Raw genomic sequence first — 26,098 nt, forward strand, 5'->3', positions numbered from 1 at the left:
GATTGGAGACTCCGCCATGTTGGAAACCGTCATCAAACGAGACCGCGACTACGGCACGCCGGCGCGCGTCGCCGAACAGCAGGTCAGCCTGACCATCGACGGCCAGGAAATCCGCGTGCCCGCCGGCACCTCGGTGATGCGCGCGGCCGCGGAAGCCGGCATCAACATCCCCAAGCTCTGCGCCACCGACAGCCTGGAAGCCTTCGGCTCCTGCCGCCTGTGCGTGGTGGAAATCGACGGCCGCCGCGGCTACCCGGCATCCTGCACGACGCCGGTGGAAGACGGCATGGTGGTGCGCACCGAAACGCCCAAGCTGCATGACCTGCGGCGCGGCGTGATGGAGCTGTACATCTCCGACCACCCTCTGGACTGCCTGACCTGTCCCGCCAACGGCGATTGCGAGCTGCAGGACATGGCCGGCGTGGTGGGCCTGCGCAACGTGCGCTACGGCTACCAGGGCGCCAATCACCTGAATGACGCCAAGGACGAATCGAATCCCTACTTCGCCTACGACCCGTCCAAGTGCATCGTCTGCAACCGCTGCGTGCGCGCCTGCGAGGAAACCCAGGGCACCTTCGCGCTGACGATTTCCGGCAAGGGCTTCGATTCGCGTGTCTCCGCCGGGCAGGACCAGCCCTTCCTGGACAGCGAATGCGTGTCCTGCGGCGCCTGCGTGCAGGCCTGCCCCACCGCCACGCTGCAGGAAAAGACGGTCATCATGATGGGCCAGGCCGAGCACTCGGTCGTCACCACCTGCGCCTACTGCGGCGTGGGCTGCGGCTTCAAGGCCGAGATGAAAGGCCAGGAAGTGGTGCGCATGGTGCCGTGGAAGGATGGCCAGGCCAACCGCGGGCACTCCTGCGTGAAGGGCCGGTTCGCCTGGGGCTATGCGACGCACAAGGAACGCGTCACCAAGCCCATGATCCGCAAGAACATCACCGACCCCTGGCGCGAAGTGTCGTGGGACGAGGCCATCGGCTACGCGACGTCGGAGTTCAAGCGCCTGCAGGCCGAGCATGGCCGCGATTCCATCGGCGGCATCACGTCCTCGCGCTGCACCAACGAGGAAACCTGGCTGGTGCAGAAGCTGGTGCGCGCCGGCTTCGGCACCAACAACGTCGACACCTGCGCCCGCGTGTGCCACTCGCCCACCGGCTATGGGCTGAAGCAGACCCTGGGCGAATCGGCGGGCACGCAGACCTTCGATTCGGTCATGCACTCCGACGTCGTCGTCGTGATGGGCGCCAACCCCAGCAGCGGCCATCCGGTGTTCGCCTCGCGGCTCAAGCGCCGGCTGCGCCAGGGCGCCCGCCTGATCGTCATCGATCCCCGCCGAATCGAACTGGTCAGCTCGCCGCACGTCAAGGCGGACTATCACCTGCAGGTGCGGCCCGGCACCAACGTCGCGCTGCTGTCGTCGCTGGCGCACGTGATCGCCACCGAAGGCCTGATCAACGAAGCCTTCGTCGCCGAACGCTGCGAAACCAAGGCCTTCCAGCAATGGCGCGAATTCGTCTCGCGGCCGGAAAACTCGCCGGAAGCCATGGAAGCCGTCACCGGCGTGCCGGCGGCCGCCGTGCGCGGCGCCGCCCGGCTGTACGCCACCGGCGGCAATGCCGCGATCTACTACGGCCTGGGCGTGACCGAACACAGCCAGGGCTCCACCACCGTGATGGGCATCGCCAACCTGGCCATGGCCACCGGCAACATCGGCCGCGAAGGCGTGGGCGTGAACCCGCTGCGCGGCCAGAACAATGTGCAGGGTTCGTGCGACATGGGATCCTTCCCGCACGAACTTCCGGGCTACCGCCATATCTCCGACGACGTGACGCGCGCGGAGTTCGAACGCGACTGGGGCGTGACGCTGCAGCCGGAACCCGGCCTGCGCATCCCCAATATGTTCGAGGCCGCGCTGGGCGGCAGCTTCAAGGGCCTGTACTGCCAGGGTGAGGACATCGTGCAGTCCGATCCCAATACGCAGCACGTGGCGGCCGCGCTGGCGGCGATGGAATGCATCGTGGTGCAGGACCTGTTCCTGAACGAAACGGCCAAGTACGCGCACGTCTTCCTGCCGGGCTCTTCCTTCCTGGAAAAGGACGGCACCTTCACCAACGCGGAACGGCGGATCTCGCGCGTGCGCAAGGTCATGGAGCCGCGCAACGGCATGGGCGACTGGGAAGTGACGATGGCCCTGTCCAACGCGATGGGCTATCCCATGAACTATCGCCATCCCAGCGAGATCATGGATGAGATCGCACGCCTGACGCCCACGTTCACCGGCGTCTCCTACGAAAAACTGGATCGCCTGGGCAGCGTGCAGTGGCCGTGCAACGACGAGGCCCCCGACGGCACGCCCATCATGCACATCGACGAATTCGTGCGCGGCAAGGGCAAGTTCATCATCACGCAGTACGTGCCCACCGAAGAGCGCAGCACGCGCAAGTTCCCGCTGCTGCTCACCACCGGCCGCATCCTGTCGCAATACAACGTGGGCGCGCAGACGCGCCGCACGCACAACGTCATGTGGCATGCGGAAGACGTGCTGGAAATGCATCCGCAGGATGCCGAGGACCGTGGCGTATCCGACGGCGACTGGGTGGGCGTGCAGAGCCGCTCGGGCGAAACGGTGCTGCGCGCCGTGCTGACCGATCGCGTACAGCCGGGCGTGGTATACACCACCTTCCATTTTCCGGAATCGGGCGCCAACGTGGTGACGACGGACAATTCCGACTGGGCGACCAACTGCCCGGAGTACAAGGTCACGGCCGTGCAGGTCATGCGCGTGTCCCAGCCTTCGGAATGGCAGCGCCAGTGGAGCCGTTTCAGCGATATCCAGCAGAAGCTGCTGGCCGATCGCGAAACGGCGCCCGTCGGCAAGTAGGCGCCGTCCGCCCATGCCGCACCCGGCCCCTGCATCAGCGATATGACACGAGAGACCCTGCCCGGCCGTGCCCGGGCCCATGCCGGCGCAGGCATGGCGGACGCGGCCAGCGAAACGGACATGGCCTGCACGGACGCCGGCCTGCCGCCCACATCGGCCCCGGCGCGCGTGCTGCGCGTGCGCGACGGCGTGGCTGCGGCCCGGCCGGACGACGACATCCTGGCGGAAGAAACGCCCATCGCGCTGGAATACAACGGCATCAGCCACGCCACCATGCTGGCCACGCCGGCCGACCTGGAAGACTTCGCGATCGGCTTCTCGCTGACCGAAGGCATCATCGACGATGCGCGCGACGTGCGCGACATCGAAGCGCGCGTCAGCGAAGACGGCGTCGTGTTGGAACTGACGATCGCCAGCGCCTGCGCGGCCCGGCTCAAGGAAAGGCGGCGTGCGTTGTCGGGCCGCACGGGCTGCGGCCTGTGCGGCGTGGAGACGCTGCCGGAAGTGCTGCGCGACATCCCGCCGGTGCCACCCGGCGCGCCGGTCGCCGCGCGCGCGGTGCTCGAGGCCATGCGCGCCATGCGCGAACGCCAGCCCCTGCATGCGCTGACCGGCGCCACGCACGCGGCCGGCTGGGCCCGGCCCGACGGCACACTCGTGCTGGTGCGCGAGGACGTGGGCCGGCACAACGCGCTGGACAAGCTGATCGGCGCGCTGGCGCGGCGGCGGCATGGCGCCCCGGTGGATACCGCCCCGGTGGATACCGCCGCGGTGGATACCGCCGCGGTGGACGTCGCTGCGCCGGGCGGGTCCGGGATCATCGTCGTCTCCAGCCGCGCCAGTTTTGAAATGGTGCAGAAAACCGCCGCGGCCGGCGTCGGCGTCCTGGCCGCCGTGTCGGCGCCCACCGCCCTGGCGCGCCGCCTGGCCGACCGCCTGAACATCGCCCTGCTGGGGTTCATGCGGGACGACGACACGACGCTGTACGCGCACGAAGAACGCATCTCCGCATAAAGCAAAAAACAGGAACGAACGATGGAAAGCGCGAACCTGATCCGCATGGCCAACCGCATCGGCGACTTCTTCGACGCCATGCCCGACCGCCCCGAAGCCGTGGAGGGCGTCGCCAACCACATCCAGAAATTCTGGGAGCCACGCATGCGGACCGAGCTGCTGGCTTTCCTGCAACGCCATCCGGACGGCGTCGCCGACGACGTCACGCTCAGCGCCATCGTGCTGGAAGCGGTCACCCTGAACCGGGAACGCCTCACGCCGCGCAGCGCGGGACCCAGATAAGCAGTGCACTGAAGCAGAACGACCGGCAACCGCGCGGACACCCCGCAAGGCGAGCCGGCAATACCAATAACCTTGGAGAAGACATGAGCACAGCGACCACGCTGGACCTTCCTGCCGGCAAACCCGGCTTTCTGGACAAGGAAAGAACCATCGCCGGACCCGGATTCAGCCGCTGGCTGGTTCCTCCCGCCGCACTCGCGATCCACCTTTGCATCGGCATGGCCTACGGCTTTTCCGTATTCTGGCTGCCGCTTTCCAAGGCGCTGGGCGGCACCACCGCGCTGGCCTGCCCGGCCGGCATGAGCCTGTTCCAGGAGTTGTTCACGACCAGCTGCGACTGGCGCATCTCCAGCATGACGGTGACCTACATCCTGTTCTTCGTCCTGCTGGGATGTTCGGCGGCCGTGTGGGGCGGCTGGCTGGAACGCGCCGGCCCGCGCAAGGCCGGCATCGTATCGGCCGCCTGCTGGTGCGGCGGCCTCGTGATCTCGGCGCTGGGCATCTACCTGCACCAGCTGTGGATGCTATGGGTAGGCTCGGGCGTGATCGGCGGCATCGGCCTGGGCCTGGGCTATATCTCGCCGGTCAGCACCCTGATCAAGTGGTTTCCCGATCGGCGCGGCATGGCCACCGGCATGGCGATCATGGGCTTCGGCGGAGGCGCCATGGTGGGCGCGCCGCTCGCCAACCTGCTGATGCGCCACTACGCGACGCCGGCATCGCCCGGCGTGTGGGAGACCTTCGTCACGCTGGCGGTGATCTACGCGGTGTTCATGGTGGCCGGCGCGCTGTCCTATCGCGTGCCCGCCAGCAACTGGAAGCCGACGGGCTGGACGCCGCCCGTCGCCCAGACCAGCAACGCCATGATCACCCACGGCCACGTGCACGTGAAGAAAATCTGGGGCGTGCCGCAATTCTGGCTGGTCTGGTGGGTGCTGTGCCTGAACGTGACGGCAGGCATCGGCATCCTGGGCATGGCGTCGCCGCTGCTGCAGGAAGTCTTCGCCGGCAAGCTGATCGGCCAGGACGCGCTGACGTTCTCGCAGTTGAACAAGGAGCAGCTCGCCGCCATCGCCACCATCGCCGCCGGCTTCACCGGTCTGCTCAGCCTGTTCAACATCGGCGGCCGCTTCGTCTGGGCCAGCCTGTCGGACAAGCTGGGCCGCAAGATGACCTACCTGACCTTCTTCGTCCTGGGCATCGTGCTGTATGCCTCGGTGCCGTGGTCCGCGCACGCCGGCCACCTGGCTCTGTTCGTCGGCGCCTTCTGCATCATCCTGTCGATGTACGGCGGCGGCTTCGCGACGGTGCCCGCCTACCTGGCCGACCTGTTCGGCACGCAGATGGTCGGCGCCATCCATGGCCGCGTGCTGACCGCGTGGTCGGCCGCCGGCATTTTCGGGCCGGTCTTGATCAGCTACGTGCGTGAATACCAGTTGTCGCTCGGTGTGCCGCGCGCCCAGGTCTACGACATCACCATGTACATCCTGGCGGGGCTGCTGGTGATCGGCCTGCTGTGCAACCTGGCGATCCGGCCGGTCAATCCCAAGCACTTCTTGACCGATGAAGAACTGGCCCGCGAAAAGATGCTGGCGCACGAACGCGCCGCCGCCAGCGCGGTGCATGGCGAATCGGCATCGACCTTCAAGACGCCGCGGTCGGCGATCGCCTTCGGCTGGGCCTGCGTCGGCATCCCGCTGGCCTGGGGCATCTGGGTGACGCTGCAGCAGGCGGTGGTGCTGTTCCGCTAGCCAACTTTTGTTCGGGCCGATGTCCCTCCATGGAGCCACCGCACGAGGCGCGGGGGGCTCGCCCGGGCTCTAACTTTTGCGCGGCGTGCGGTGAAGCACCGCGACGTGGGATTCAAGCAAACGCCGTGTGTTCTCGAGCTCTTTCTGCAATAACTCGGCGTCAGGCAACACTGTCCGGTAATTCGCCGCCATGATTTTGGTCGGCAAGCCATCGAGTGCATACCGTGCCAGAGCTTGGCCCTTGTCAGCGCACAAGATCAGTCCCACCGGCGGGTTCTCATCCGCATAGGCCCAATGCTCTTTGGCGTAGTTGCAATACATGTGCATCTGGCCCACGTCGGCGTGGGTGAGGCTGCCTAGCTTCAGATCGATGATTACCAGGCAGCGTAGCTTGCGATGGAAGAACAACAGATCGACCCGGTACCAGGTCTGGTCAATGCGCAACCGACGTTGCCGTCCGACGAAGGTGAACCCTTCACCCAGTGCGAGCAGGAAGTCTTCCAGGCGCTGGATCAAAGCCGCTTCCAGGTCAGACTCTGAATACTCGTCCTTCAGGTCGAGGAACTCCAGCACATAAGGGTCTTTGATCGTGTCATCGGGCGTAACGGCATCCTCGACTTTTGGCACCGAACCCTTGACCAGCATCGCCGCTTTGTCCTTGGACAAGGCAGTCCGTTCATAGAACTGGCTGCCGATCTGCCGATCAAGCTGGCGCACGCTCCAGCCCCCGCGCAGCGCCTCAGCCTCGTAGAATTTGCGGGCATGGTCATCCTTCACCGACAGTAGGCGGACATAGGCCGACCACGGCAACGGGAAGACCTGCGCCAGTTCGGACAGCCCCAACCTCCCAGACACTGCCTGGGATTTCTCGGCGGACGACTCATTTCCCAATTTCCCAGACAGTGTTTGGGAAATTTGAGGATGTGGGTAGGCGAGAAAGAAACGCCGCATGCTTTCTAAGTTGTTGACACCAAATCCGCGCCCGAATCTCGCCGTCAGATCGGCTGAGAGTTTTTCCATCAACCGCTCGCCGTAACCGGCGCGCCGTCTGCCTTTCTGCTCGGCTTCGACGATCCGCCGCCCAATCTCCCAGTAGCTGGCCGTCATCAGCGCATTGACACTGCGCGCTGCGGCTTGGCGCGCAGTGTCCAGCAGTTCCACGATGCCGCCATGGATACCTGCATAGCCAGCCGGCAAGGCGGCGGATTTCTTTGCTGTCGTAGGCGACTTCCCTGTCATGCCATTATGTCCATTGATCACCAGTTCGGCGCAACCCTCGTTGGCTTGTGCCTGGAAGGGACATAATGCATGAGCATAGTCCCGGTATTCAAACGGTACGGGATCCATCGTGAAATAAAAACGCCGCTTTCCAGACGGAGAAGCGGCGTGTTTTCATGCACGGCGACGCGTGCGTCGCGCTGCGGACCGGTCAGGCTTTTTCTTCCTTGACGCGATACACCAGCACCGCGGTGTGGGCCAGCGACAGGACCTTGGCGGTGACGCTGCCGAGTAACAGGCGCGATAGCCCGCTGCGCCCGTGGCTGCCGATGAAGATCAGGTCGCAGCCGTTTTCCTGCGCGGCGTGCACGATGCCGTCGGCGACGTTGAAATTGGAGATGGCGCGCGACGTGGCCTTGACGCTGGCGGTTTCCGCGCGGTCCAGGACCGCCTTCAGGTAGCGCTTGGATTGGTCCGCCGAGGCCTTTTCGTAGTCTTCGTCGGTAATGGCATAGGCGGCGGCCATGCCGTCGAAGCCTATGGTCGCGGCAAAGGGTTGCGTGACGTGCAGGGCGACGATCTCCGCGCCGACGGAGCGCGCGAAGCAGACTCCGGCGTTCGCCGCCTGGGCGGACAGCGGGGACCCGTCGGTGGGAATCAGGATTTTCTTGAACATGTCCAGCTCCTTACACGGATGTTGTGCATCCAATCCTACCGGAAAACCGGCGGGCGCGGCAGAGCACCCTCGCCCACGGCGCGTATCAGCGCTGCGTGCCCGATTGCTGCGAGGCGACAAACAGGTTCGTGCAGCGCGTGCCCGTGCGGCAATAGGCCAGGACCGGGTGCGGCAGCTTTTCCAGCAGGCGCCCGAAGGTGGCCACGTCGTCCGCGGTCATGCCGCCGCTGACCACGGGCTGATATTCGACCTGCAGGCCCGCGTTCAGCGCCGCTTCGGAAACCGCCGCGGCCGTGGGCTGGTCGGGGCCGCCTTCGTGGTCGGGCCGGTTGATGATCACGCTTTTGAAGCCCGCGGCCGCCACCGCGGCCATATCGTCGGGCGACAGCTGCGGCGCGACGGCGAACTCGGGAGTCAGGCGATTGATGGGAACGGACATGATGATCTTCCTCGAAGGGGGGCTGATGAATGGCCTTAGGATAACCGCCCGGCGGGCGTGTCGCGCCCCGTCGGACGCGGCATCAATTGCCGCAGCAGCTGCCAGGCCGCCGCATTGTCCACCATGCTGGCGGAAAAGCGCATATACGTCGTCGGCGTCTGCGACGGCGAAAACAGGGAGCCCGGCGCCAGCAGCATATTGCGCTCCGCGGCCGTGCGGGCCAGGGTTTCGCTGTCGCGGCCGCAGTCGGCCCAGATGAACATGCCGCCATGCGGCAGTTCCGGTATCCGCAGGCCCAGCTCCAGCAGCAGGCGCACGCAGCGTTCGCGCGCCTCGTCCACGCGAGCGCGTACGCGCTCCACATGCCGGCGGAACAGGCCGTCGGCCAGTATGCGATGAATCACGCGTTCGCTCAGCTCGGGCGTCGTCAGGCCGGCCAGCATCTTCAGGTCGGCCAGTTTCTGCAGCAGCGCCGGCGCCGCCGCCACGTAGCCCACGCGCAGGCTGGGCGCCAGCATCTTGGAAAAGCCGCCCACCAGGATGACGCGGTTCAAGCGGTCCAGCACCGACAGGCGCATGGCGTTGCCCGGATGCAGTTCCGAATAGGTATCGTCTTCGACCACCGGAAAATCGTAGCGCTCGGCGATGCGCAGGATGTCGTAGGCGGCGCCGGCGGACAAGGTGTGGCCGGTCGGATTGTGCACCACGCTGTTGACGATGAAGAGCTTGGGGCGATGTTGCGCGGCCAGCTTTTCCAGGACGCCGATATCCGGGCCGGCGGCCGTGCGCGGCACGCCGATGACGCGCGCGCCGACGGCGGCCAGGCGGCCGAAGATGACGAACCATGCCGGGTCTTCCACCAGCACCGTGTCGCCCGGCCCGACCAGCAGGCGGGCGATCAGATCGAGTCCGTGGGTGACGCCCGCGGTGGTCAGCAGGTTGTGTTCGGGATGGGCGGGCACGCCCAATCCCTGCAGCAGCGCGGCGATCTGCTGGCGCAGGCCCGGATAGCCTTGCGGCTGGCCATAGGACAGGAAATTGCCGCGCACCGAGCGCCCGACCGCGCGTACGGCGCCGGCGATCATGTCGGCGTCCAGCCAGTCGGCCGGCAGCAGGCCCGCGCCGCCGGGCATGCCGGGCGTGTTGGACTCGCGGAACATGCTGCGCAACAGCCAGGGGATATCGATGCGCGCGGGCGTATCCAGGCTGGCTTCGGCCGCCGGCACGGCGGCGGCGGCGCGGGCGGTATCGCGCGGCGCCACGAAAAAGCCGGCACCGCGCCGCGACTGCACCAGGCCGCTGGCGGCCAGGCGATCGTAGGCCTCCACCACCGTGAAGCGGCTGACGCCGGCCTGTTCGGCCATGGCGCGGATCGACGGCAGGCGCGAACCGGGGCGCAGGCCTTCGTCGGCAATGCGGCGCGCCAGATCATCGGCCAACTGGGTCGCGAGCGTCACGTCGTTGCCGCGCACGGGGCGCCAGGTGGCGAGGGTATCGGAAAGTGTCATGGGCGGGGCGCCAGGCCAGTTATCACGGTGAACCGGTAAAGTGTATCGGTACTGTACCGGAAACTGTCCGTAGAGTGTCATCCAAGTCAGTACTTTCCCGGATACCCGCATGCCGTCCAAGCCCAACCCGCGCCCGACCGCGTCCATCGCCGCCCCGTCTTCGTCCGCCGCCCCGCGCCACGGCTGGGAGGGCTATGGCGCCGCGCTGCTGGGCATCGCCATCTTCAGCCTGACGCTGCCCATGTCGCGCGTCGCGGTCGCGGAGCTCGATCCACTGCTGGTGGCCCTGGGACGCGCGGTGGTCGCGGCCGCGCCGGCCGGCCTGCTGCTGTGGCTGACGCGCAGCCGCCTGCCACGGCGCGAGGAAATGTCCGGGATCGTCCTGGCCGCACTGGGCGTGGTCGTGGGCTGGCCGATCGCCTCCACGCTGGCCATGCAGTCCGTGCCGTCCGCCCACGGCGCGGTGGTCAACGGCCTGCTGCCGCTGGCGACGGCGGCCTTCGCCGCGCTCGGCAGCGGCGAACGGCCGCCGGGCCGCTTCTGGCTCTGGGCCCTGGCCGGCGCCTGCCTGGTCGCGGCCTTCGCGCTGCGCGAGGGGGGCGGCGCGCCGCAGGCCGGGGATCTCTGGCTGCTGATCGCGACGGCACTGGGCGGCATGGGTTACGCCGAAGGCGCGCGCGTGGCGCGCACCCTGGGCGGCTGGCGGACGATCTGCTGGGCGCTGGTCCTGAGCGCCCCCTTCATCGTCGCGCCGGTGGCATGGATGGCCGCGCGCGTGCCGGTGGCGCCCACGCCGACGGTCTGGCTGGCGCTTGCCTATCTGTCATTCGGCTCCATGTTCCTGGGCTTTTTCGCCTGGTACCACGGGCTGGCCCGCGGCGGCATCGCCAAGGTCGGACAGATCCAGCTGCTGCAGCCTTTCATCACCGTATGCGCCGCCGGACCGCTGTTCGGCGAGCAGGTCGCGCCCGCCACCCTGGCGTTCGCGCTGGCCGTCATCGCCGTCATCGCCGGCGCCCGCGCCGCGGCGGCGCGGCGCACGGCCTGACCCCACACATCCCAACCCGCGCCATTCGTAGATCCGCGGAGACAACACCATGAACGACAACATCCCCTTGCTTTCCGCCAGCCTGCTCGGCCCCGTCGCCCTGTTTTCCCTGGTCAGCTCGATCACGCCGGGCCCGAACAACATCATGCTGGCCTCATCGGGCCTGAACTTCGGTTTCCGCCGCACGCTGCCCCACATGTTCGGCGTGAACATCGGCTTTACCCTGATGATCCTGCTGGTGGGCGCCGGCCTGGGCGCGGTATTCCACAGCTCGCCGCTGCTGTACACCGTGCTGAAATATGGCGGAGCCGCCTATCTGCTTTACCTGGCCTGGAAAATCGCCACGGCCGGCGAAATCCGCGAAGGCGACCGGCGTGCGCGCCCCTTCACCTTCCTGCAGGCGGCGGCGTTCCAATGGATCAATCCCAAGGCATGGGTGATGGTCGTCGGCCTGGCCGCCACCTATATCCCGGAGGCCGGGTTCTTCATGAACCTGGTGGTGGCGACCATCGTCTGCGGCATCGTCAACCTGCCCGCCATCGGGGTGTGGGTCACCTTCGGCACGGCGCTGCGGCGCGTCCTGCACAAGCCGGGCGCGGTGCGGGCCTTCAACCTGGGGATGGCCGTGCTGCTGGTGCTGTCGCTCTATCCGGTCGCGCAGGACCTGATGCGGTAAGCCCGCCGCGGGCCGCTGCCCCGCCCGCCCCGCCCGTCCGCTCGCCCGCTTGCATGCACGCACGACCGGGAACCCGCGCGGCGGGGGCAGGTCTATCGTCCATGCCCGGTTCTTCCCGATTGCCCTTCCGTATCAGCCTGCGGCGCGCCGTGGCCTGCGTGCTGCTGGCCAGCGCCGCCATCGTGGGCTGCACCCAGCTGGACGCCTGGCAGCGCGAAGCCATTTTTTCGCCGGCGCGCGGCGACCAGCGCTGGTTCAGCGAACCTCCCGCCGGCACGCGCGTATTCGACCTGGCCGTGGCGCCCGGCCAGCAGGTCCGCGCCTGGTATTGGCAAAGCCCCGACGCGCAGGCGCCCACCGTCCTGTATCTGCACGGCGCGCGCTGGAACCTGAATGGCAGCGCCTTCCGCATGGCCAGCTGGACCCGCCTGGGCTATTCCGTCCTGGCCATCGACTACCGCGGTTTCGGGGATTCCACCCGGATGCTGCCATCCGAAGAAAGCGCCGGCCAGGATGCCGCCGCCGCCCTGGCCGAGCTGGCCAGGCGCCAGCCCGATCCGGCCAGGCGCTTCGTCTACGGCCACAGCCTGGGTGGCGCGATCGCCATCGACCTGGCATCGCGCAAGGACACGCCTCCCATTGCCGGATTGATCGTCGAGTCCAGCTTCACCAGCATCGCCGCCATGCTGCAGACCCTGAAATGGGGCTGGGTGCCCGGGGCCAGCCTGCTGGTCACGCAGCCCTTCGATTCCCTGGACAAGCTTGCCGACATGACGACGCCGGTGCTCTTCCTGCACGGCACGGAGGATCGCGTGGTGCCGCACACCATGAGCGACCAGTTGTTCGCCGCCGTGCAGAAAGTGGCGCCCAACCTGAAGCGGCTGGTCAAGATCGACGGCGCCTCGCATTCCGGCGCGGTGCGCAGCGGCCCGGTCTACGACCAGGCGGTGGAGTCCTTCGTGCGCGACGCCTCCGCCGCCTATCGCGGCGCGCCCATGCCGCCGCGGCCGCCCGTGGACGCACGGGCGCCGTTGTAAATATATTAAGCACCCAGTAGACTGCCCCATCGGCGCGCCGGACAGATCCGGATCGGCCACGGTCCTGCCAGGGATACGTGGCGCCGGGCGCCCACTTTCCGATGGAGATCGACTTGAACCGCACGCGCTGGCAAGGGGTGTTTCCCGCCGTCACGACCAAATTCCACGAGGACGAATCGCTCGATCACGAGGAAATGCGCAGGCATTTCGCCTTCCTGATCGACAACGGCGTCCACGGCATGGTGACCTGTGGATCGCTGGGCGAAGCCAGCACGCTGTCGATGGACGAAAAGCTGTCGGTCGCGCGGACCGCGGTGGACGTCAGCGCCGGCCGCGTCCCGGTGCTGGCCAACGTCTCGGAAACCAGCACCCGCGACGCGCTGCGCTATGTGAAGGCGGCGGTCGACCTGGGCGTGGACGGCTTCATGGTCATGCCCTCGGTGCTCTACGTCGCGGACGCCCGCGAAGCCATGCAGAACGTGCGCGCCATTGCCGAAGCCGCGCGCAAGCCCTGCATGATCTACAACAACCCCGTCGCCTATCGCGTCGACCTGAAGCCCGAGCACATGGCGCAGCTGGCCGACTGCGAATGGCTGGCGGCGATCAAGGAAAGCACGGACGACATCCGCCGCATCACCGACCTGCGCAATGCGCTGGGCACCCGCTACCAGCTGTTCATCGGCGTGGACGATCTTTCGTTCGAGGCGCTGGCCCTGGGGGCCGACGGCCTGCTGGCCGGCCTGGTGACCGCCTTCCCGCGCGAGACCGTGGCGCTGTATGACCTGATGAAGGCGGGCGAATGGGCGCAGGCGCTCAAGCTCTATCAGTGGTTCACGCCCCTGCTGCACCTGGATGTATCGACCAAGCTGGTGCAGAACATCAAGCTGGCCGAAACCCTGGCCGGGGTCGGCAATGAGTTCGTGCGCCGTCCGCGCCTGCCGCTGGCCGGCGAAGAACGCGCGCGTGTCGAAGCCATCGTCCACGCGGCGCTCGAAAAGCGTCCGGAGGAATTCCGCTCGCGTCCGCCGGCCGCCGCGCGCTGACCGTCGCGCCACGCAGAGCATGAACGCCGTCTTGCCCAAACGCCGTGCCGCCGACGTCGCCTACGACGCGATCGAAAGCATGATCGCCACGCTGCAGCTGCAGCCCGGCAGTCCGGTCGTCGAAGCCGAACTCGTGCAACGCACCGGGCTGGGCCGCACGCCGCTGCGCGAAGCCTTGCTGCGCATGGTGTCGGCGGGACTGATCACCCAGGAGCCGCGCCGCGGCCTGCGCGTCTCCACCGTGGAGCTCGCCGACCATCTGGACCTGCTGCAGACGCGCCGCAGCCTGGAACGGCTGATCGCCACGGCGGCGGCGCGGCGGGCGACGCCGCCCCAGCGCGCGGCGATCCTGGAATGCGCGGCGAACATGATGCGCGCGGCCCAGGGCGGCGACCTCGACGACTACATGCGCGCCGACCAGATGCTGGATCACGCCTGCCATGAGGCCTGCCGCAATATGTCCGCCGTCACGGCGGTCACCCCACTGCTGATCCAATGCCGGCGCTTCTGGTACGCCTACCAGCACGAAGGCGACGTCATGGAAGGGGCGCGCCATCACCAGGACCTGGCGCGGGCCGTCGCCAGCGGCGACGAGCGCGCCGCCGCGCAGGCCGCGGATACGCTGCTGGATTATCTGGAAGCGTTCGCGCGCAAGGTCATCGACGCATAGCGCGACACGCGCACGCCCGTCGACGCCATCCATTCGTGCAGGCCGGGGCCGGACAGCACCTGGTACTCGGCGCCCCGCTGCGCGTCCATGCCCTGCCTGCCGCCGGCCGGCAGCGCCGGATGGCACATCAGCAGATCGCCGTCGGCGGCGTTGCGCAGCCAGAGCCTGAGCAGGCCGTCATAGACCTGCGCGCCGCCCTGGAAATCGTAGACGCCCAGGAAGCGCCGATTGGTGCCCAACCCCGCCCGCGCCGCGCCGCGCGAGAAAGCCGCCGATCCCAAGGCCGCGATGATGCGGGCCTTGCGCCGCAGCGGCGCGGGCACGCCATCCAGGCAGCCTGGCGACGTATCGCGCAGCCACGGGCGGTGGGCATCGTTGCCCTGGGCAGGATAGCGGCGCGCCAGCACTTCGAACAGGGCATCGCGTATCTGCGGCAGCTGGTGCACGTGCTGATGGCCGTCGATGAAGTCCGGCATGCGGCCCATCGCCGACTCGAAGGCGTCGAGCTGGCGTTCGATCTGGCGCTGCACGCGGCCACGGTTCAGCACGCGCGCATAGGCGCAGGCGATCAGCCGCGGCAAAGGCAGGTATAGTCCCGGCGCGCCCAGCGTTTCGGTGAAATTCAGATGCAGGCCGGCATCGACGTCCAGTTCGCGCAGCCTGGCCGCGTCGGCACGGAAGGAAGGCGCCTGCGACAGGCAGCCGACGGCGCTCAGGCGCCCCGCGCCGGCCAGCGCGAGGATGCCATGATCGATGGCGGCGCTCATGCCAAAATCGTCGGCGCATACGACAATGCGCCTGCTGCCCGCATGCGTGGGCTCTTGCAACATTATCGTCATGGAAGTTCTGGAATGCGGAGCCTGATCCGACAATTGAGCTGGTTCGTCGCCGTTGGCTGCGCGGCCGCCGCTACCCACTGGATAACGGCCGTCGGCTGCGTGGAAGCCCTGGGCGCGCCGCCACTGGCCGCCAACGTGGTCGGCTGGCTGGTGGCGTTCGGAGTTTCGTTCAGCGGTCATTATCGGCTCACTTTCCGGCATCAGGCCACTGCATGGCATGTGGCGGCGCTACGTTTCTTCTGCATCTCGGCCGCCGGCTTCCTGATCAACGAAGCCGCCTACGCCTGGCTGCTGCGGCACACCACGCTGCGGTACGACGTCCTGCTCGGGCTGGTGCTGATCGCCATCGCCGTGCTGACCTTCATCTTCAGCCGTTTTTGGGCGTTCCGTCGCAGTAGCGCGACCTGAACGTGGCGTCGGGCACGACGCGCCACAGCGCGCGCTTGCCGTTCACCGCGAACGGCGCGACGCCGCGCAACGCGGGATAGGCTTCCTGGTCGTCGGCCGGATTGCCCCAGAACCAGAAGGCCTGTCCGGCCGGCGCGGCACACAGCCGCGACTGCAGTTCATGCATGGAGATCAGCGTGTCCTTCATCACGTCGGGACGGAACTGGCCGGCGTCGTAGAGCTCCTTGCGCCAATTGTCCCGCACGGGGATTTCAGGATTGTTCCAGTCGTCCACGACCCAGGCCGGCCGCGTGTCGCGCATATTCATCGGCAGGTCGTAGGCGTAGGCATGCAGCATGACGATTTGGTCGCCCTGCTTGAAGTCGGGGCGCGCGCGGCGCGCCAGCGGCGCGGACGTGGGCGACGAATAGATGGCGACGAACACCGTCATCAGCACGCAGAACGCGATCGCCACCGCCTGGCACAGGCGATAGCCGCGGCGCGTAGATTCGGCGTCGCGGCCCGCCAGGCCGGCGGCGATGACCTCGGCCACCAGGACGGCCAGGGGCGCCAGCGCGGGCAGCACGTAGCCCACGAGCTTGGACGCCGGCAGCGAAAAGAAGGCCACCACCACCGCGATCCAGATGCCCATCAGCAGCCGCACGGCATACGCGTCGTCGTTATCGCGCGACCAGAACGCCTTGCGGAACACCGCCCCCAGCCAGAAGGTCCAGGGCAGGATCAGGCCCGCCATCACCGGAGGATAGAACCAGAAGGGCTCGCGGTTGTTGAAGGTGGCTTCGGCGAAACGGTCGAACTGCTGGTAGATGAAGAAATAGTTGAAGAAGCCGGAGAAATCCTCCTGCATGGCCCAGAACCATGGCAGGCACACCACCACGAAGGCGATGATGGCGGGCGGCCACAGCAGCGCGGCCAGGCCACGCCACTGCCGCAGCGCGAGGATCCAGAAAAACAGGATGCCGGCCGGCAGCACCACGCCGATCAGGCCCTTGGAAAGCACGCCCAGCGCGGCCAGCACGCCCGTCGCCAGGGCCAGCATGCGCCAGGGGGCGCCGCGCGCCGCATTCAGCACGGTCGCGGCCCCGGCCACGGTGGTCAGCGTGATCATGCCGGCCACCAGCATGTCCAGATTGGCGAACTGCGCGGCGCCGAAGAAGAACGGCTGGGTGGCCAGGACGATCAGGGCGATGGTCGCCGTCCGCACGCCGCGGTAGCGCCGCATGAAGGCATATACGGCCATCGCCGCGGCCCAGGCGGCCAGCCAGGAAGGCAGGCGCGCCGCCCAGGGATGCACGCCGAACAGGTCGAAGGCGGCCGACGCCAGCCAGTAGTACAGCGGCGGCTTGTGGAAGAACGGCATGCCGTTGAGCAGCGGCACGATGCGCTCGCCGCTGCGCATCATTTCCCAAGCTACGCCGGCGTAACGGCCTTCATCCGGCAAGGTCATCGGCCGCAGCCATGACAGCCAGAGCAGCCACGCCCCGGTCAACAGGAAAAGCCATCCCCTGGACAACGCCTCAACGCGGCGCATCCATGCATCCAGTACTCGCGACATGTTATCGGGAATTATTTTTTTCAGTGAAGACTCTGCCGCGCTGTTCGCGCACGACATACAAGGGGCGGCCCTTGACTTCGTCGAAGATGCGGCCGACGTATTCGCCGACGACCCCCAGGGACAGCAGGTTGATGCCCGCGAAGAACATCAGCGCGGCGACGATGGTGGTCCAGCCGGACACCGCGTTACCGTACATCAGGAAGTCCACCACCAGGTACACCCCGTAGGCGAACGACAGCAGCGCGAAGACCAGGCCCATCATGCTCACCAGGCGCAGCGGCCAGGTGGTGAACGCCGTCAGGCCGGCGAAGGCCAGCTTGAACAGCTTGCGCTTGCTGTAGTGCGTGGTGCCATGCGCCCGCTCGTCGGGCGTATAGGGCAGCGCCTCGGCCTCGAATCCCACCCAGGCGTACAGGCCCTTCATGAAGCGCGTGCGCTCCGGCAGCGCGTTCAGCGCCTGCACCACGCGGCGGTCCATGAGACGGAAGTCGCCCGCGTTCGCCGGCACTTCCACCCCGCGCCGTTCGCTGAGCATCCGATAGAACAGATGTGAGCCGGCGCGCTTGAACCAGGACTCGGAATCGCGGTTTTCGCGCACGGCGTAGACCATGTCGGCGCCGGCGCGCCAGCGAGCCAGCATTTCCGGGATCAGGGCCGGCGGATGCTGCATGTCGGCGTCCAGCGAGATGACGACGTCGCCGGTCGATGCCTCCAGGCCCGCGCTCAGCGCGGCTTCCTTGCCGAAGTTGCGCGACAGGCGCACGTAGCGGAAGCCGGCGATGGCCGTCCACTGCTGCATCAGTTCCGGGGTGCCGTCCGTGCTGCCGTCATCGGTGACGATGACTTCCCAGGAACTGCACAGCTTGCTGAGCATGGACATCAGCGCGGGCAGCAGCACGCGCAGGTTGTCGCACTCATTCAGGCAGGGAACGACGCAGGAAATTCGGATGTCGCGGATTTCCGGCCGGGGAGGCAGGGCGTCGGCGGGGAGCGTGCGCGGCGCGAACGCTTCAGTGCGGGATTCGATGTACATGACGATCGCAGGGTAGTAACTGCTGCGGCGCAGTATCCGCCCGTGGTCGTCGAATTTTCATGAAATGGCGCGTAACGAAGCCATGGAACTTGCCCCGCCTCGCCTGCGGGAGGCCCCTATTGTAATGAAGGTGCAAAACCCCTAGCATCCGTAGAACGATTTACTAAATCGTTACACCAAACTAAAAAATACGGAGACAAGCCCATGATTTCGCACGCCTTTTCACCACCGAAACCCCTCGTCTCGCGCCGTGGCTTCCTGAAATCGGCGGCCGGCGCCGCCGCCGCCATCACCGCGCCCGGCCTGCTCGCCGCCCCGGCCACCGTGGCCCTGCGCTGCTCGATCTCCCAGCCGGCCGACCAGCAGTCCGCCCAGTACATCTGGTACGAACGCTTCGCCGGCGACCTGAAACAGTCCGTCGGCGACCGCATCCGCGTCGATATCTTCCCCAATGGCCAGTTGGGCAAGGAGTCGGACGTCGTCCAGCAGGTGCGCCTGGGATCCATCGACATGATGATCACCGGCAGCTCCATCTGGGCGACGGCGCTGCCGGAACTGGCGCTGCTGGACATGGGTTTCGTGTTCGACAGCTGGGAACACGTCAACAAGTCCGTCGACGCCGGGGTGGGCGAGCAGTTCAACAAGCTGCTGCAAACGCGCACGGGCTGCACCTTCATCGGCTGGGGCAACCACTTCAACGCGCGCAGCGTCTACACCAAGAAAGTCGTGGAACACGACAGCGAGCTGAAGAACGTCAAGCTGCGCGTGCTGCCGACGCCCATCTTCGTCGAGACCTTCAAGCTGATGGGCGCCATCCCGACGCCCATCCCCATCAACGAGCTCTACACGGCGGTGCAGACCGGCGTGGTCGACGGCTTCGAGCATGACGCCGCGACGGTGCTGTCCAGCAAATTCAATGAAGTCGTCAGCAACTGCTGGCTGACCAACCATCTGTTCAGCCCATCCATAACGGCCATCGGCAAGCGCGGCTTGGGCAAGGTGCCGGCCGATCTGCAGCCCGCCTTCCTGAAGGCGGCGGAAGAAGCGTCGCTGTACCAGCGCCAGGTCGCGGGCAGCAAGGGCAAGCAGGCGCTGGCCGACCTGGAAAAGCTGGGCATCAAGTTCCACCCCATGGATCCCGGCGAACGCCAGCGCCTGCGCCAGGCCATGGAAGAAAAGCTGTGGCCCAGCGTGACGTCGCAGTACCCGGTGACCAAGCCGATGCTGGACATCATCAATCAGTCGCGCGCCTGAGCGCCCCGATGAACCCGGCCAGCCGCGGCGACCACGCCGCGACGGGCCGGGACATCCGCTGGAGAACAGCATGAACGCACATGTACTGGCAGGCGCCGGCAGCGCGGCGGGCCACACCGCCGCCGGGGGCGGCGTGGCGCAGGCGCGCTGGCTGGCGCGCATCTGCAGCATCATCGAACATTTCTGCGGGCTGGTGCTGGCCGTGGACGTGGGCGTCGTCTTCGTCTCGGTCATCCTGCGCTACTTCCTGCACAGTCCCGTGGACTGGGCGGAAGAAGCCGCGCGCGGGCTGATGGTCACGCTGGTGTTCCTGGGCGGCGCCACCGTGCTGGCGCGCCGCCAGCATGTGGGCATCGACGTCTTTCGCGGCCTGCTGCCCCGGTCATGGCGGGAGCCCGCCCTGCAGCTGGGCGGCTGGGCGGTGGCGGGCACCTCGGCCGCGCTGTGCTATTCGTCGTGGGAACTGCTGCAGGATTCGGTGAACGTCACCACGCCTATCGGCACGCCGCAATGGCTCAGCGTGCTGCCGGTCTTCGTGGGCGCGCTGTTCATGACGGTCGTCGGCGTCGCCAACGCGCTGTGCGGGCCGCGCCGCGCGGTGTACGGGACGCTGGCCGGCGCGGTCGCGTTGTGCGTGGCGGTGTGGGCGTGGAACGCCCATATGCCGGAAGGCTGGGCGATACGGCCATGGTTGCTGCTCACGCTGGCTTTCGTCTTCAGCCTGGTCGCGGGCGTGCCGATCGCCTTCGTGCTGGCGCTGTCGTCGCTGGTGTATTTCCTGGCCGAGCCATCGCTGCCGCTGATCATCTATTCGCAGCAGGTGATGGCCGGAATGGACCACTTCGTGCTGCTGGCGATTCCTTTCTTCGTGCTGGCCGGGCTGGTCATGGAATCCAACGGCATGTCGACGCGCCTGATCGAACTGCTGGTGCGGATGTTCGGCCGGGTGCGCGGGTCGATGAACCTGATCTCCATCCTGGCCACCGCGTTCTTCTCCGGCGTATCGGGCTCCAAGCTGGCCGACATCGCGGCGGTGGGCGGCATCGTGGTGCCGGCGGTGCGCCGCACGAAACAGGACGTCAACGAGACCGCGGCGGTGCTGGCAAGCTCGGCCGTGATGGCGGAAACGATACCGCCCTGCGTGAACCTGATCATCATGGGCTTCGTCGCCAATATCTCGATAGGCGGCCTGTTCCTGGCGGGACTGGTGCCGGCGGCGGTGCTGGCCACCGGGCTGTCGGCCATGGCGATCTGGTTCGGCAAGAAGGTCGATCCCATGCTGGCGTTTCCGGTGCGCATGCCGTGGCCGCAGCTGCTGGGCGGCGCCTTCATCGCACTGGTGATGGTGGGCATGATAGGCAAGGGCGTGACGTCGGGCGTGGCCACGTCCACGGAAGTGTCCGCCTTCGCGGTGGTGTACGCGCTGGTCGCCGGCGCCCTGGCCTTCCGCGAGCTGACGCCGCGCGCCATCGTGGCGCTGTTCGTGCGCGCGGCATCCATGGCGGGCGGCATCCTGTTCATCATCGCCGCGGCGTCCAGCGTGGCGTTCGCGCTGACGGTGCAGCAGCTGCCGACCTTCCTGTCGGACACCATGACGCACCTGGCGCACACCTACGGCAGCACGGCGTTCATCCTGGTGTCGGCGGCGCTGATGGTGGTGTTCGGCGCCATCCTGGAAGGGGCGCCGGCGCTGATCATCTTCGGCCCGCTGCTGACGCCCATCGCGCAGCAGGTCGGCGTGAATCCGCTGCACTTCGGCACCGTGGTGGTGATCGCCATGGGCCTGGGCCTGTTCAGCCCGCCCTTCGGCCTGGGGTTGTTCGCCACCTGCGCCATGACCGGCACCCGTGTCGAAGAGGTCTCGCGGCCGATGGTCAAATACCTGATCCTGCTCGCGATCATGCTTATAGTGCTGATCTTCGTGCCCGCGATCAGTCTGTGGGTGCCGCGCATGATGAATATGGCTTGAGAGAGGCGATGACGACGATCCAGGATGTAGCCGCGCTGGCGGGCGTGTCGGTCAGCTCGGTGTCCAACGTACTGAACGGCCGCACGGACCGGCTCCGCCGCGATACCCTGCAGCGCGTGCAGGACGCGATCAGGGAACTGAACTACCGGCCCAACCTGGTGGCGCGCCAGTTGAAGACGGGTTACGCGCCCCTGATCGGGCTGCTGGTGCCGTCCACCGCCAACCCCATGTTCGGGGAACTGGCTGTCCACGTGGAAGCCGCGGCGCGCGACGCGCACGGCTTTCGCGTGCTGCTGGGCAATACGCATCGCGACCGGGAGCAGGAGTCGCGCACCTTCGACGACCTGATTTCGCTGGGCGTGCGGGGCGTCATCCTGGCGTCGTCGCGCACCGACGAAGATCACCTGGACGCCGCGATCGCGCGCGGCCTGGCGGTGGTCAGCTACGACCGCGGCGGTGACGGCGATACGCGGTCGCGCATCGATCACGTGTCGCCGGACAACATGCTGGCGTCGCGGCTGGCAGTGCAGCACCTGGTGGCGCACGGCCACCGGCGGCTGGCGCTGGTGACGCCGGACGTGAAGACGGTCAGCCGGACGCTGAAGCGCCAGGGCTTCCTGCAGGCGGCGCGGGAGGCCGGCCTGGCCGACCACGCGCAGGTGCTGGAAGGCGCCACGCGAACGGGCTATGGCGATTCGAATCTGGCCGACGAAGGCTATGCCATGGCGGGTCGCATCGCGGCGATGCCGTCGCGGCCGACCGGCATCATCGCCATCAACGACATGATGGCGCTGGGCCTGATGGCCGGCCTGCATCGCGCGGGGCTGTCGGTGCCGGGCGACGTGTCGGTCATCGGCATGGACAACCTGGTGATGACGGCCTACGCCAATCCGCCCTTGACCACGGTGGAAATGCCCAGCGCCGACATGGCCCGCGCCATGGTGGCGATGGTGATCGAACGGCTCGCGCAGCCAGCCCTGCCGGCGCGCGAAGTGCTGTTCCAGCCACGGCTGGTGGAACGGCAGTCGGTGGCGCCGCCACCGGCCCCCGCTTCCCCGCGCCCGCGCGCGCGGGTTCCCAGGAAAACATCCGCATGACCCCGACCATACTGTTGACGCACTCCCCGCACGCCCTGGCCAACTATTACGGCGACCGTGCCTTGCGCGGCCTGCGCGAACTGGGCGACGTGCGCCTGAACCCCGGCGCCGATCCCACCACGCCGGAAGCGCTGATCGATCTGGCGCAAGGCTGCCACATCATCGTCTCCAGCCGCCTGGCCGCGTCGCCGGCGGCCGTGTTCGACGCCCTGCCCGATCTCGTCGCCTTCTGCCGCGTCGCGGTGGACATCCGCAACATCGACATCGACGCCGCCAGCCGCAACGGCGTGCTCGTCACCCGCGCGACCCCGGGCTTCGACGCCTCGGTGGCGGAATGGATCGTCGGCGCCATGATCGACGCCAGCCGCCACATCAGCCGCGCCGCGTCGGCCTATTGGACCGGACAACCGGCGCCCATCGTCATGGGCCGCGAGCTGCGCGGCGCGACGGTGGGCATCATCGGCCACGGCCACATCGGCAGCTACCTGGCGCGCATTACCCAGGCGCTGGGCATGCGGGTGCTGGTGCAGGACCCGCAACCGCAGACCCTGGCGCCCGGCATGCGCCAGGTGGACCTGGATACGCTGCTGGCCACGTCCGACTACGTCGTGTGCCTGGCGCCCGCCTTGCCCGAAACGGCGAACCTGATGGGTCGCGCCGCCTTCGCGCGCATGAAACCCGACGCGATCTTCATCAACGCATCGCGCGGCGAACTGGTCGATGAGGAAGCGCTGCGCGACGCGCTGGACCAGGGCGTCATCGCTTGCTGCGCGCTGGACGTCGGCCGCGCGCAGGATCAGATGCCATCGCCCTGGCTGGCCGCGCACCCGCGCGTCATCGCCACGCCGCACGTCGGCGGCCTGACGCCGCAGGCGGCCGAGCATCAGGCGATGGATACGGTGGAGCAGGTGCGCGCCATCGTGACGGGCGCCGAACCGCCGCATGCGGTCAACGCGGCGCAGGCAACCCGCCTGCGCCGGCTGGGTCGATGATCAGGAACCGGAACATGAAGACACCGCTGTTGAAAGCGCCGGCCGGCGCCTGCGATTGCCATATCCATATCTACGAGCTGCAGCGCTTTCCGCTCGCGCCCACCGCCACTTTCGGCCCGCCGCAGGCGTCCTGGGCCGACTATCTGCAGGTGCGTCGGGCCCTGGGGCTGGCGCGCGCCGTCATCGTGCAGGCCACCGGCTACGGCTTCGACAACCGCTGCGCGCTGGAAGCGCTGGCGCTGGCGCAAGGCTCCGCGCGCATGATCGCCACGCTGCCGGTGGATACGCCGGCCGGCGAATTGCGGCGGCTGCATGCAATGGGCGTGCGGGGCGTGCGATTCATGATGATTCCCGACAGCGGCGGCGTCATGCGCTGGGACGACCTGGAACCCATGGCCGAACGCATCGCCGAGCTGGGCTGGGTCATCAACCTGCAGCTGGATGGCCGCGAACTGCCGCACTACGAAAAACGGCTGGCCGCCCTGCCCTGCCAGCTCAGCATCGACCACAACGGCAAGTACCTGACGCCGGTCGCGCCCGCCGACCCGGCGTTCCAGTCCTTGCTGCGCCTGCTGGATGGCGGCCGCGTCTGGGTCAAGCTGTCCGCGCCCTACGAAACGTCGAAATCCGGGCCGCCGCACTATGACGACGTCAGCGCCCTGGCCGCCGCTCTAGCGAGCGCCTGTCCCGATCGCTGCCTGTGGGCCAGCAACTATCCGCACCCCGGCCGCACCGACGCGCCGGACAACGCGGACATGCTGGATCTGCTGGCGCGCTGGGCGCCGGACGAACAGGTCCGCAAGAAGATCCTGGTGGACAATCCGGCGCGCCTGTACGGGTTCTGAAGGTCACGCGGGGCGCTTCGGCGCCCCGCCCTGCCGCAGCGGATCCAGCAAAGACTTGAGCCCGTTGTGGTCGAGCTCGTGCATCAATCCCAGCAGTTCCCCCAACCGCCCTGGCGGAAACCCTTCCCGTGCGAACCAGGTCAGATAATGCCCCGGCAGGTCCGCCAGCAGGCGGCCCTTGTACTTGCCGAAAGGCATGGTCCAGGTGACCAGGAGCTTGAGATCTTCGGGTTGCATGAGACGGTATCGAACTACGGCGCGTGATTGTATGCCTGCGGCCGATCCGTGATGTAGCGGCCCGGACGCGCGCCGGTGGCGGCGCCGTCCTGCCAGGTGGCGACGCCGGCGACGAAGACGTGGCGCATGCCGTCGCAGGCTTCGGTCGGTGAATCGAAGGTCGCCTTGTCGATGATGGTGTCCGGGTCGAACACCGCGAGATCGGCGTGGCAGCCGACGTCGACGCGGCCGCGGTCGCGCAGCCCCAGGCGCGCGGCCGTCAGGCCGGTCATGCGATAGACGGCGTTCTCCAGCGGAAAGAGTCCCAGCCCGCGTCCGTAATGGCCCAGCACGCGTGGGAAGGTTCCCCACAGGCGCGGATGCGGACGGCCTTCGCTGGACAGGCCGTCGGAGCCGATCATCGTGTCCGGATACTGCAGGATGCGCCGCACGTCGCCGTCGTCCATGATGAAGTACACCGCGCCGGCCGGCAGCAGGCGTTCCGCCGCTTCGCGCGCGCCGCAGCCCCATTGCTTCGCCAGGTCTTCCAGGTAGCGGCCGGCGGCCTCCGGATGCGGCTCGGACCACGTGATCATGGTGCGATCGCAGATCTCCACCCGCTCCGGCCGCAGGATGGTGGACGACGCATCGTAGGGGTAGCAGTCCAGGCAGACCGACTGGCCGCGCGCCGCGTCGCCGATGCGCGCCAGCGTCTGCACCGAGCGGCCGTGGTTGTGCTTGCCCACCAGCTTGTGGTGCGAGATCACGACCGGCACGTTCAGCGCGGCGCCGATGCGCAGGCTTTCCTCGATGGCGTCCATGACGCGATCGCCTTCGTCGCGCATATGCGTGGCGTAGATACCGCCCAGGCGGGACATGGGCTCGCAGACCGCGATGATCTCCGCTTCCGGCGCCGCCGCGGCCGGCGGATAGAAAGTCCCCGTGGACACGCCCAGCGCGCCGTCGTTCAGCGCCTGTTCGACATCGTCCCGCATGGCGTCGATCTCCGCCGCCGTGGCCGGCCGCGTGACGTCGCCCATGCGCATCACGCGCAAGGTGGAATGGCCCACCATGGCGGCCACGTTCACGGCGGGCGCCGTCGCGTCGATCGCCTGCCGGTACTCGGCGAAACTGCCGTAGGCGTTTCCGCGGCCCAGCAGGTTCAAGGGCGGCACCAGGGTTTCGCCGCCGCGCAGCGGCGCCAGGCTGATCCCGCAGTTGCCGTTGACCACGGTGGTGACGCCCTGCGACACCTTGGGCAGCATGTCCGGCATGTCGAGCACCGCACGGTCGTCATGCGCGTGGCTGTCGATGAAGCCCGGCGCCACCACCAGCCCGGTCACGTCCAGCCGGCGCGCCGCGGGCGCGGCCGACAGATCGCCGATGCCGGCGATGCGGCCGTCGCGCACGCCGACATCGGCGCGGCGGCGGGGCGCCCCCGTGCCGTCGACGACGTCGCCGCCTTGCAATACCAGGTCATAGGGCTGCTGCATGTTCATGGTCGCGATCCTTCGTGGGTTCGATACGCCGGCGCGGCGGCAAGCCCGCCGCGCCGCGGTGGCACGGCAGCATTGTGCGCCCCCAAGGCTTGCGAGGCCAATGCAAAAGGCGCATCACGGCATAACCTTTAGGCATGTCCCCTGGTGC

The 26,098-nt window shown here is 67.7% G+C and carries 24 protein-coding genes; 15 read left to right on the forward strand and 9 right to left on the reverse strand.

Features of this window, described 5'->3' with window-relative positions:
* Window positions 1–16 precede the first annotated feature (16 nt).
* The 4 genes from fdhF to CAL26_RS22790 all read left to right on the forward strand — a co-directional run bounded on the left by fdhF (window position 17) and on the right by CAL26_RS22790 (window position 5,928).
* Window positions 17–2,881, forward strand: coding sequence for a formate dehydrogenase subunit alpha (gene fdhF, locus CAL26_RS22775; RefSeq protein WP_094848970.1), 2,865 nt, complete (start codon window positions 17–19; stop codon window positions 2,879–2,881).
* Between the two features lie 120 nt (window positions 2,882–3,001).
* Entirely contained in the window at window positions 3,002–3,895 is an 894-nt protein-coding gene (locus CAL26_RS22780) for a formate dehydrogenase accessory sulfurtransferase FdhD (protein ID WP_094850035.1), read from the forward strand.
* Between the two features lie 21 nt (window positions 3,896–3,916).
* Complete coding sequence (locus CAL26_RS22785) at window positions 3,917–4,177, forward strand: formate dehydrogenase subunit delta (RefSeq protein WP_094848971.1); 261 nt, start codon at window positions 3,917–3,919, stop codon at window positions 4,175–4,177.
* A gap of 83 nt (window positions 4,178–4,260) precedes the next feature.
* Entirely contained in the window at window positions 4,261–5,928 is a 1,668-nt protein-coding gene (locus CAL26_RS22790) for an OFA family MFS transporter (protein WP_094848972.1), read from the forward strand.
* A gap of 69 nt (window positions 5,929–5,997) precedes the next feature.
* Here CAL26_RS22790 and CAL26_RS22795 read toward each other — a convergent pair whose 3' ends face one another.
* The 4 genes from CAL26_RS22795 to CAL26_RS22810 all read right to left on the reverse strand — a co-directional run bounded on the left by CAL26_RS22795 (window position 5,998) and on the right by CAL26_RS22810 (window position 9,733).
* Complete coding sequence (locus tag CAL26_RS22795; protein WP_094848973.1) at window positions 5,998–7,167, reverse strand: PDDEXK nuclease domain-containing protein; 1,170 nt, start codon at window positions 7,165–7,167, stop codon at window positions 5,998–6,000.
* 190 nt (window positions 7,168–7,357) lie between these two features.
* Window positions 7,358–7,822 (reverse strand): universal stress protein, encoded by a 465-nt coding sequence (locus tag CAL26_RS22800; RefSeq protein WP_086066897.1) that lies wholly within the window; start codon window positions 7,820–7,822, stop codon window positions 7,358–7,360.
* Between the two features lie 85 nt (window positions 7,823–7,907).
* Complete coding sequence (locus CAL26_RS22805) at window positions 7,908–8,261, reverse strand: TIGR01244 family sulfur transferase (protein ID WP_094848974.1); 354 nt, start codon at window positions 8,259–8,261, stop codon at window positions 7,908–7,910.
* Between the two features lie 35 nt (window positions 8,262–8,296).
* Window positions 8,297–9,733 (reverse strand): aminotransferase-like domain-containing protein, encoded by a 1,437-nt coding sequence (locus CAL26_RS22810; protein ID WP_179283522.1) that lies wholly within the window; start codon window positions 9,731–9,733, stop codon window positions 8,297–8,299.
* Between the two features lie 145 nt (window positions 9,734–9,878).
* Between CAL26_RS22810 and CAL26_RS22815 the strand changes: the two genes are divergently transcribed.
* From CAL26_RS22815 to CAL26_RS22835, 5 genes are all read left to right on the forward strand, one after another.
* Window positions 9,879–10,817: a DMT family transporter gene (locus CAL26_RS22815; RefSeq protein WP_094848976.1), complete on the forward strand. Its 939-nt coding sequence runs from the start codon at window positions 9,879–9,881 to the stop codon at window positions 10,815–10,817.
* A 49-nt stretch (window positions 10,818–10,866) separates the two neighbouring features.
* The gene (locus CAL26_RS22820; RefSeq protein WP_094848977.1) at window positions 10,867–11,493 is read left to right on the forward strand and encodes a LysE family translocator; all 627 of its coding nucleotides are present in this window, start codon (window positions 10,867–10,869) and stop codon (window positions 11,491–11,493) included.
* Window positions 11,494–11,594: 101 nt separating this feature from the next.
* Entirely contained in the window at window positions 11,595–12,530 is a 936-nt protein-coding gene (locus tag CAL26_RS22825) for an alpha/beta hydrolase (protein WP_094848978.1), read from the forward strand.
* Window positions 12,531–12,643: 113 nt separating this feature from the next.
* Entirely contained in the window at window positions 12,644–13,573 is a 930-nt protein-coding gene (locus CAL26_RS22830; RefSeq protein ID WP_094850036.1) for a dihydrodipicolinate synthase family protein, read from the forward strand.
* Window positions 13,574–13,592: 19 nt separating this feature from the next.
* Window positions 13,593–14,243: a GntR family transcriptional regulator gene (locus tag CAL26_RS22835; RefSeq protein WP_094848979.1), complete on the forward strand. Its 651-nt coding sequence runs from the start codon at window positions 13,593–13,595 to the stop codon at window positions 14,241–14,243.
* Here the strand turns inward: CAL26_RS22835 and CAL26_RS22840 are convergent.
* Entirely contained in the window at window positions 14,204–15,010 is an 807-nt protein-coding gene (locus CAL26_RS22840) for a ChbG/HpnK family deacetylase (protein WP_256988567.1), read from the reverse strand. The two genes, CAL26_RS22835 and CAL26_RS22840, sit on opposite strands and share 40 nt — an antisense overlap.
* Before the next feature lie 84 nt (window positions 15,011–15,094).
* Here CAL26_RS22840 and CAL26_RS22845 point away from each other — a divergent pair, with 84 nt between their 5' ends.
* Entirely contained in the window at window positions 15,095–15,490 is a 396-nt protein-coding gene (locus CAL26_RS22845) for a GtrA family protein (protein ID WP_086066904.1), read from the forward strand.
* Here CAL26_RS22845 and CAL26_RS22850 read toward each other — a convergent pair.
* Both CAL26_RS22850 and CAL26_RS22855 read right to left on the reverse strand, forming a co-directional pair.
* Window positions 15,450–17,021 (reverse strand): ArnT family glycosyltransferase, encoded by a 1,572-nt coding sequence (locus CAL26_RS22850; RefSeq protein ID WP_179283457.1) that lies wholly within the window; start codon window positions 17,019–17,021, stop codon window positions 15,450–15,452. The genes CAL26_RS22845 and CAL26_RS22850 overlap by 41 nt on opposite strands.
* A 25-nt stretch (window positions 17,022–17,046) precedes the next feature.
* Window positions 17,047–18,084, reverse strand: a complete 1,038-nt coding sequence (locus tag CAL26_RS22855; protein ID WP_373454523.1) for a glycosyltransferase family 2 protein — start codon at window positions 18,082–18,084, stop codon at window positions 17,047–17,049.
* A gap of 198 nt (window positions 18,085–18,282) precedes the next feature.
* On the opposite strand from CAL26_RS22855, the gene CAL26_RS22860 reads away from it, so the two are divergent.
* The 5 genes from CAL26_RS22860 to CAL26_RS22880 all read left to right on the forward strand — a co-directional run bounded on the left by CAL26_RS22860 (window position 18,283) and on the right by CAL26_RS22880 (window position 24,235).
* Window positions 18,283–19,332: a TRAP transporter substrate-binding protein gene (locus tag CAL26_RS22860; protein WP_094848983.1), complete on the forward strand. Its 1,050-nt coding sequence runs from the start codon at window positions 18,283–18,285 to the stop codon at window positions 19,330–19,332.
* A 70-nt stretch (window positions 19,333–19,402) separates the two neighbouring features.
* Entirely contained in the window at window positions 19,403–21,301 is a 1,899-nt protein-coding gene (locus tag CAL26_RS22865) for a TRAP transporter large permease (RefSeq protein WP_094848984.1), read from the forward strand.
* 8 nt (window positions 21,302–21,309) lie between these two features.
* Window positions 21,310–22,398, forward strand: a complete 1,089-nt coding sequence (locus tag CAL26_RS22870; RefSeq protein WP_094848985.1) for a LacI family DNA-binding transcriptional regulator — start codon at window positions 21,310–21,312, stop codon at window positions 22,396–22,398.
* Window positions 22,395–23,390, forward strand: a complete 996-nt coding sequence (locus CAL26_RS22875; protein WP_094848986.1) for an NAD(P)-dependent oxidoreductase — start codon at window positions 22,395–22,397, stop codon at window positions 23,388–23,390. The genes CAL26_RS22870 and CAL26_RS22875 overlap by 4 nt, the downstream gene beginning before the upstream one ends.
* A 14-nt stretch (window positions 23,391–23,404) precedes the next feature.
* Window positions 23,405–24,235 (forward strand): amidohydrolase family protein, encoded by an 831-nt coding sequence (locus CAL26_RS22880; protein ID WP_094848987.1) that lies wholly within the window; start codon window positions 23,405–23,407, stop codon window positions 24,233–24,235.
* A gap of 3 nt (window positions 24,236–24,238) precedes the next feature.
* Here the strand turns inward: CAL26_RS22880 and CAL26_RS22885 are convergent, their stop codons facing one another.
* Window positions 24,239–24,472 (reverse strand): DUF3820 family protein, encoded by a 234-nt coding sequence (locus CAL26_RS22885; protein WP_094848988.1) that lies wholly within the window; start codon window positions 24,470–24,472, stop codon window positions 24,239–24,241.
* Between the two features lie 14 nt (window positions 24,473–24,486).
* Window positions 24,487–25,944, reverse strand: coding sequence for an N-acyl-D-amino-acid deacylase family protein (locus CAL26_RS22890; RefSeq protein ID WP_094850038.1), 1,458 nt, complete (start codon window positions 25,942–25,944; stop codon window positions 24,487–24,489).
* Between the last annotated feature and the right edge of the window lie 154 nt (window positions 25,945–26,098).

Source organism: Bordetella genomosp. 9 (assembly GCF_002261425.1).
In the GTDB taxonomy this organism is placed as follows: Bacteria; Pseudomonadota; Gammaproteobacteria; order Burkholderiales; family Burkholderiaceae_B; genus Bordetella_C.

Bases quoted from the DNA above. Each gene is read 5' to 3' on its own strand.
- CAL26_RS22885 (WP_094848988.1), bottom strand. From the start codon at position 24,472: ATGCAACCCGAAGATCTCAAGCTCCTGGTCACCTGGACCATGCCTTTC.
- CAL26_RS22875 (WP_094848986.1), top strand. From the start codon at position 22,395: ATGACCCCGACCATACTGTTGACGCACTCCCCGCACGCCCTGGCCAAC.
- CAL26_RS22870 (WP_094848985.1), top strand. From the start codon at position 21,310: ATGACGACGATCCAGGATGTAGCCGCGCTGGCGGGCGTGTCGGTCAGC.
- CAL26_RS22840 (WP_256988567.1), bottom strand. From the start codon at position 15,010: ATGAGCGCCGCCATCGATCATGGCATCCTCGCGCTGGCCGGCGCGGGG.
- CAL26_RS22805 (WP_094848974.1), bottom strand. From the start codon at position 8,261: ATGTCCGTTCCCATCAATCGCCTGACTCCCGAGTTCGCCGTCGCGCCG.
- CAL26_RS22860 (WP_094848983.1), top strand. From the start codon at position 18,283: ATGATTTCGCACGCCTTTTCACCACCGAAACCCCTCGTCTCGCGCCGT.
- CAL26_RS22850 (WP_179283457.1), bottom strand. From the start codon at position 17,021: ATGCGCCGCGTTGAGGCGTTGTCCAGGGGATGGCTTTTCCTGTTGACC.
- fdhF (WP_094848970.1), top strand. From the start codon at position 17: ATGTTGGAAACCGTCATCAAACGAGACCGCGACTACGGCACGCCGGCG.
- CAL26_RS22795 (WP_094848973.1), bottom strand. From the start codon at position 7,167: ATGACAGGGAAGTCGCCTACGACAGCAAAGAAATCCGCCGCCTTGCCG.
- CAL26_RS22845 (WP_086066904.1), top strand. From the start codon at position 15,095: ATGCGGAGCCTGATCCGACAATTGAGCTGGTTCGTCGCCGTTGGCTGC.
- CAL26_RS22800 (WP_086066897.1), bottom strand. From the start codon at position 7,822: ATGTTCAAGAAAATCCTGATTCCCACCGACGGGTCCCCGCTGTCCGCC.
- CAL26_RS22780 (WP_094850035.1), top strand. From the start codon at position 3,002: ATGGCCTGCACGGACGCCGGCCTGCCGCCCACATCGGCCCCGGCGCGC.
- CAL26_RS22835 (WP_094848979.1), top strand. From the start codon at position 13,593: ATGAACGCCGTCTTGCCCAAACGCCGTGCCGCCGACGTCGCCTACGAC.
- CAL26_RS22825 (WP_094848978.1), top strand. From the start codon at position 11,595: ATGCCCGGTTCTTCCCGATTGCCCTTCCGTATCAGCCTGCGGCGCGCC.
- CAL26_RS22890 (WP_094850038.1), bottom strand. From the start codon at position 25,944: ATGCAGCAGCCCTATGACCTGGTATTGCAAGGCGGCGACGTCGTCGAC.
- CAL26_RS22865 (WP_094848984.1), top strand. From the start codon at position 19,403: ATGAACGCACATGTACTGGCAGGCGCCGGCAGCGCGGCGGGCCACACC.
- CAL26_RS22785 (WP_094848971.1), top strand. From the start codon at position 3,917: ATGGAAAGCGCGAACCTGATCCGCATGGCCAACCGCATCGGCGACTTC.
- CAL26_RS22790 (WP_094848972.1), top strand. From the start codon at position 4,261: ATGAGCACAGCGACCACGCTGGACCTTCCTGCCGGCAAACCCGGCTTT.
- CAL26_RS22880 (WP_094848987.1), top strand. From the start codon at position 23,405: ATGAAGACACCGCTGTTGAAAGCGCCGGCCGGCGCCTGCGATTGCCAT.
- CAL26_RS22820 (WP_094848977.1), top strand. From the start codon at position 10,867: ATGAACGACAACATCCCCTTGCTTTCCGCCAGCCTGCTCGGCCCCGTC.
- CAL26_RS22815 (WP_094848976.1), top strand. From the start codon at position 9,879: ATGCCGTCCAAGCCCAACCCGCGCCCGACCGCGTCCATCGCCGCCCCG.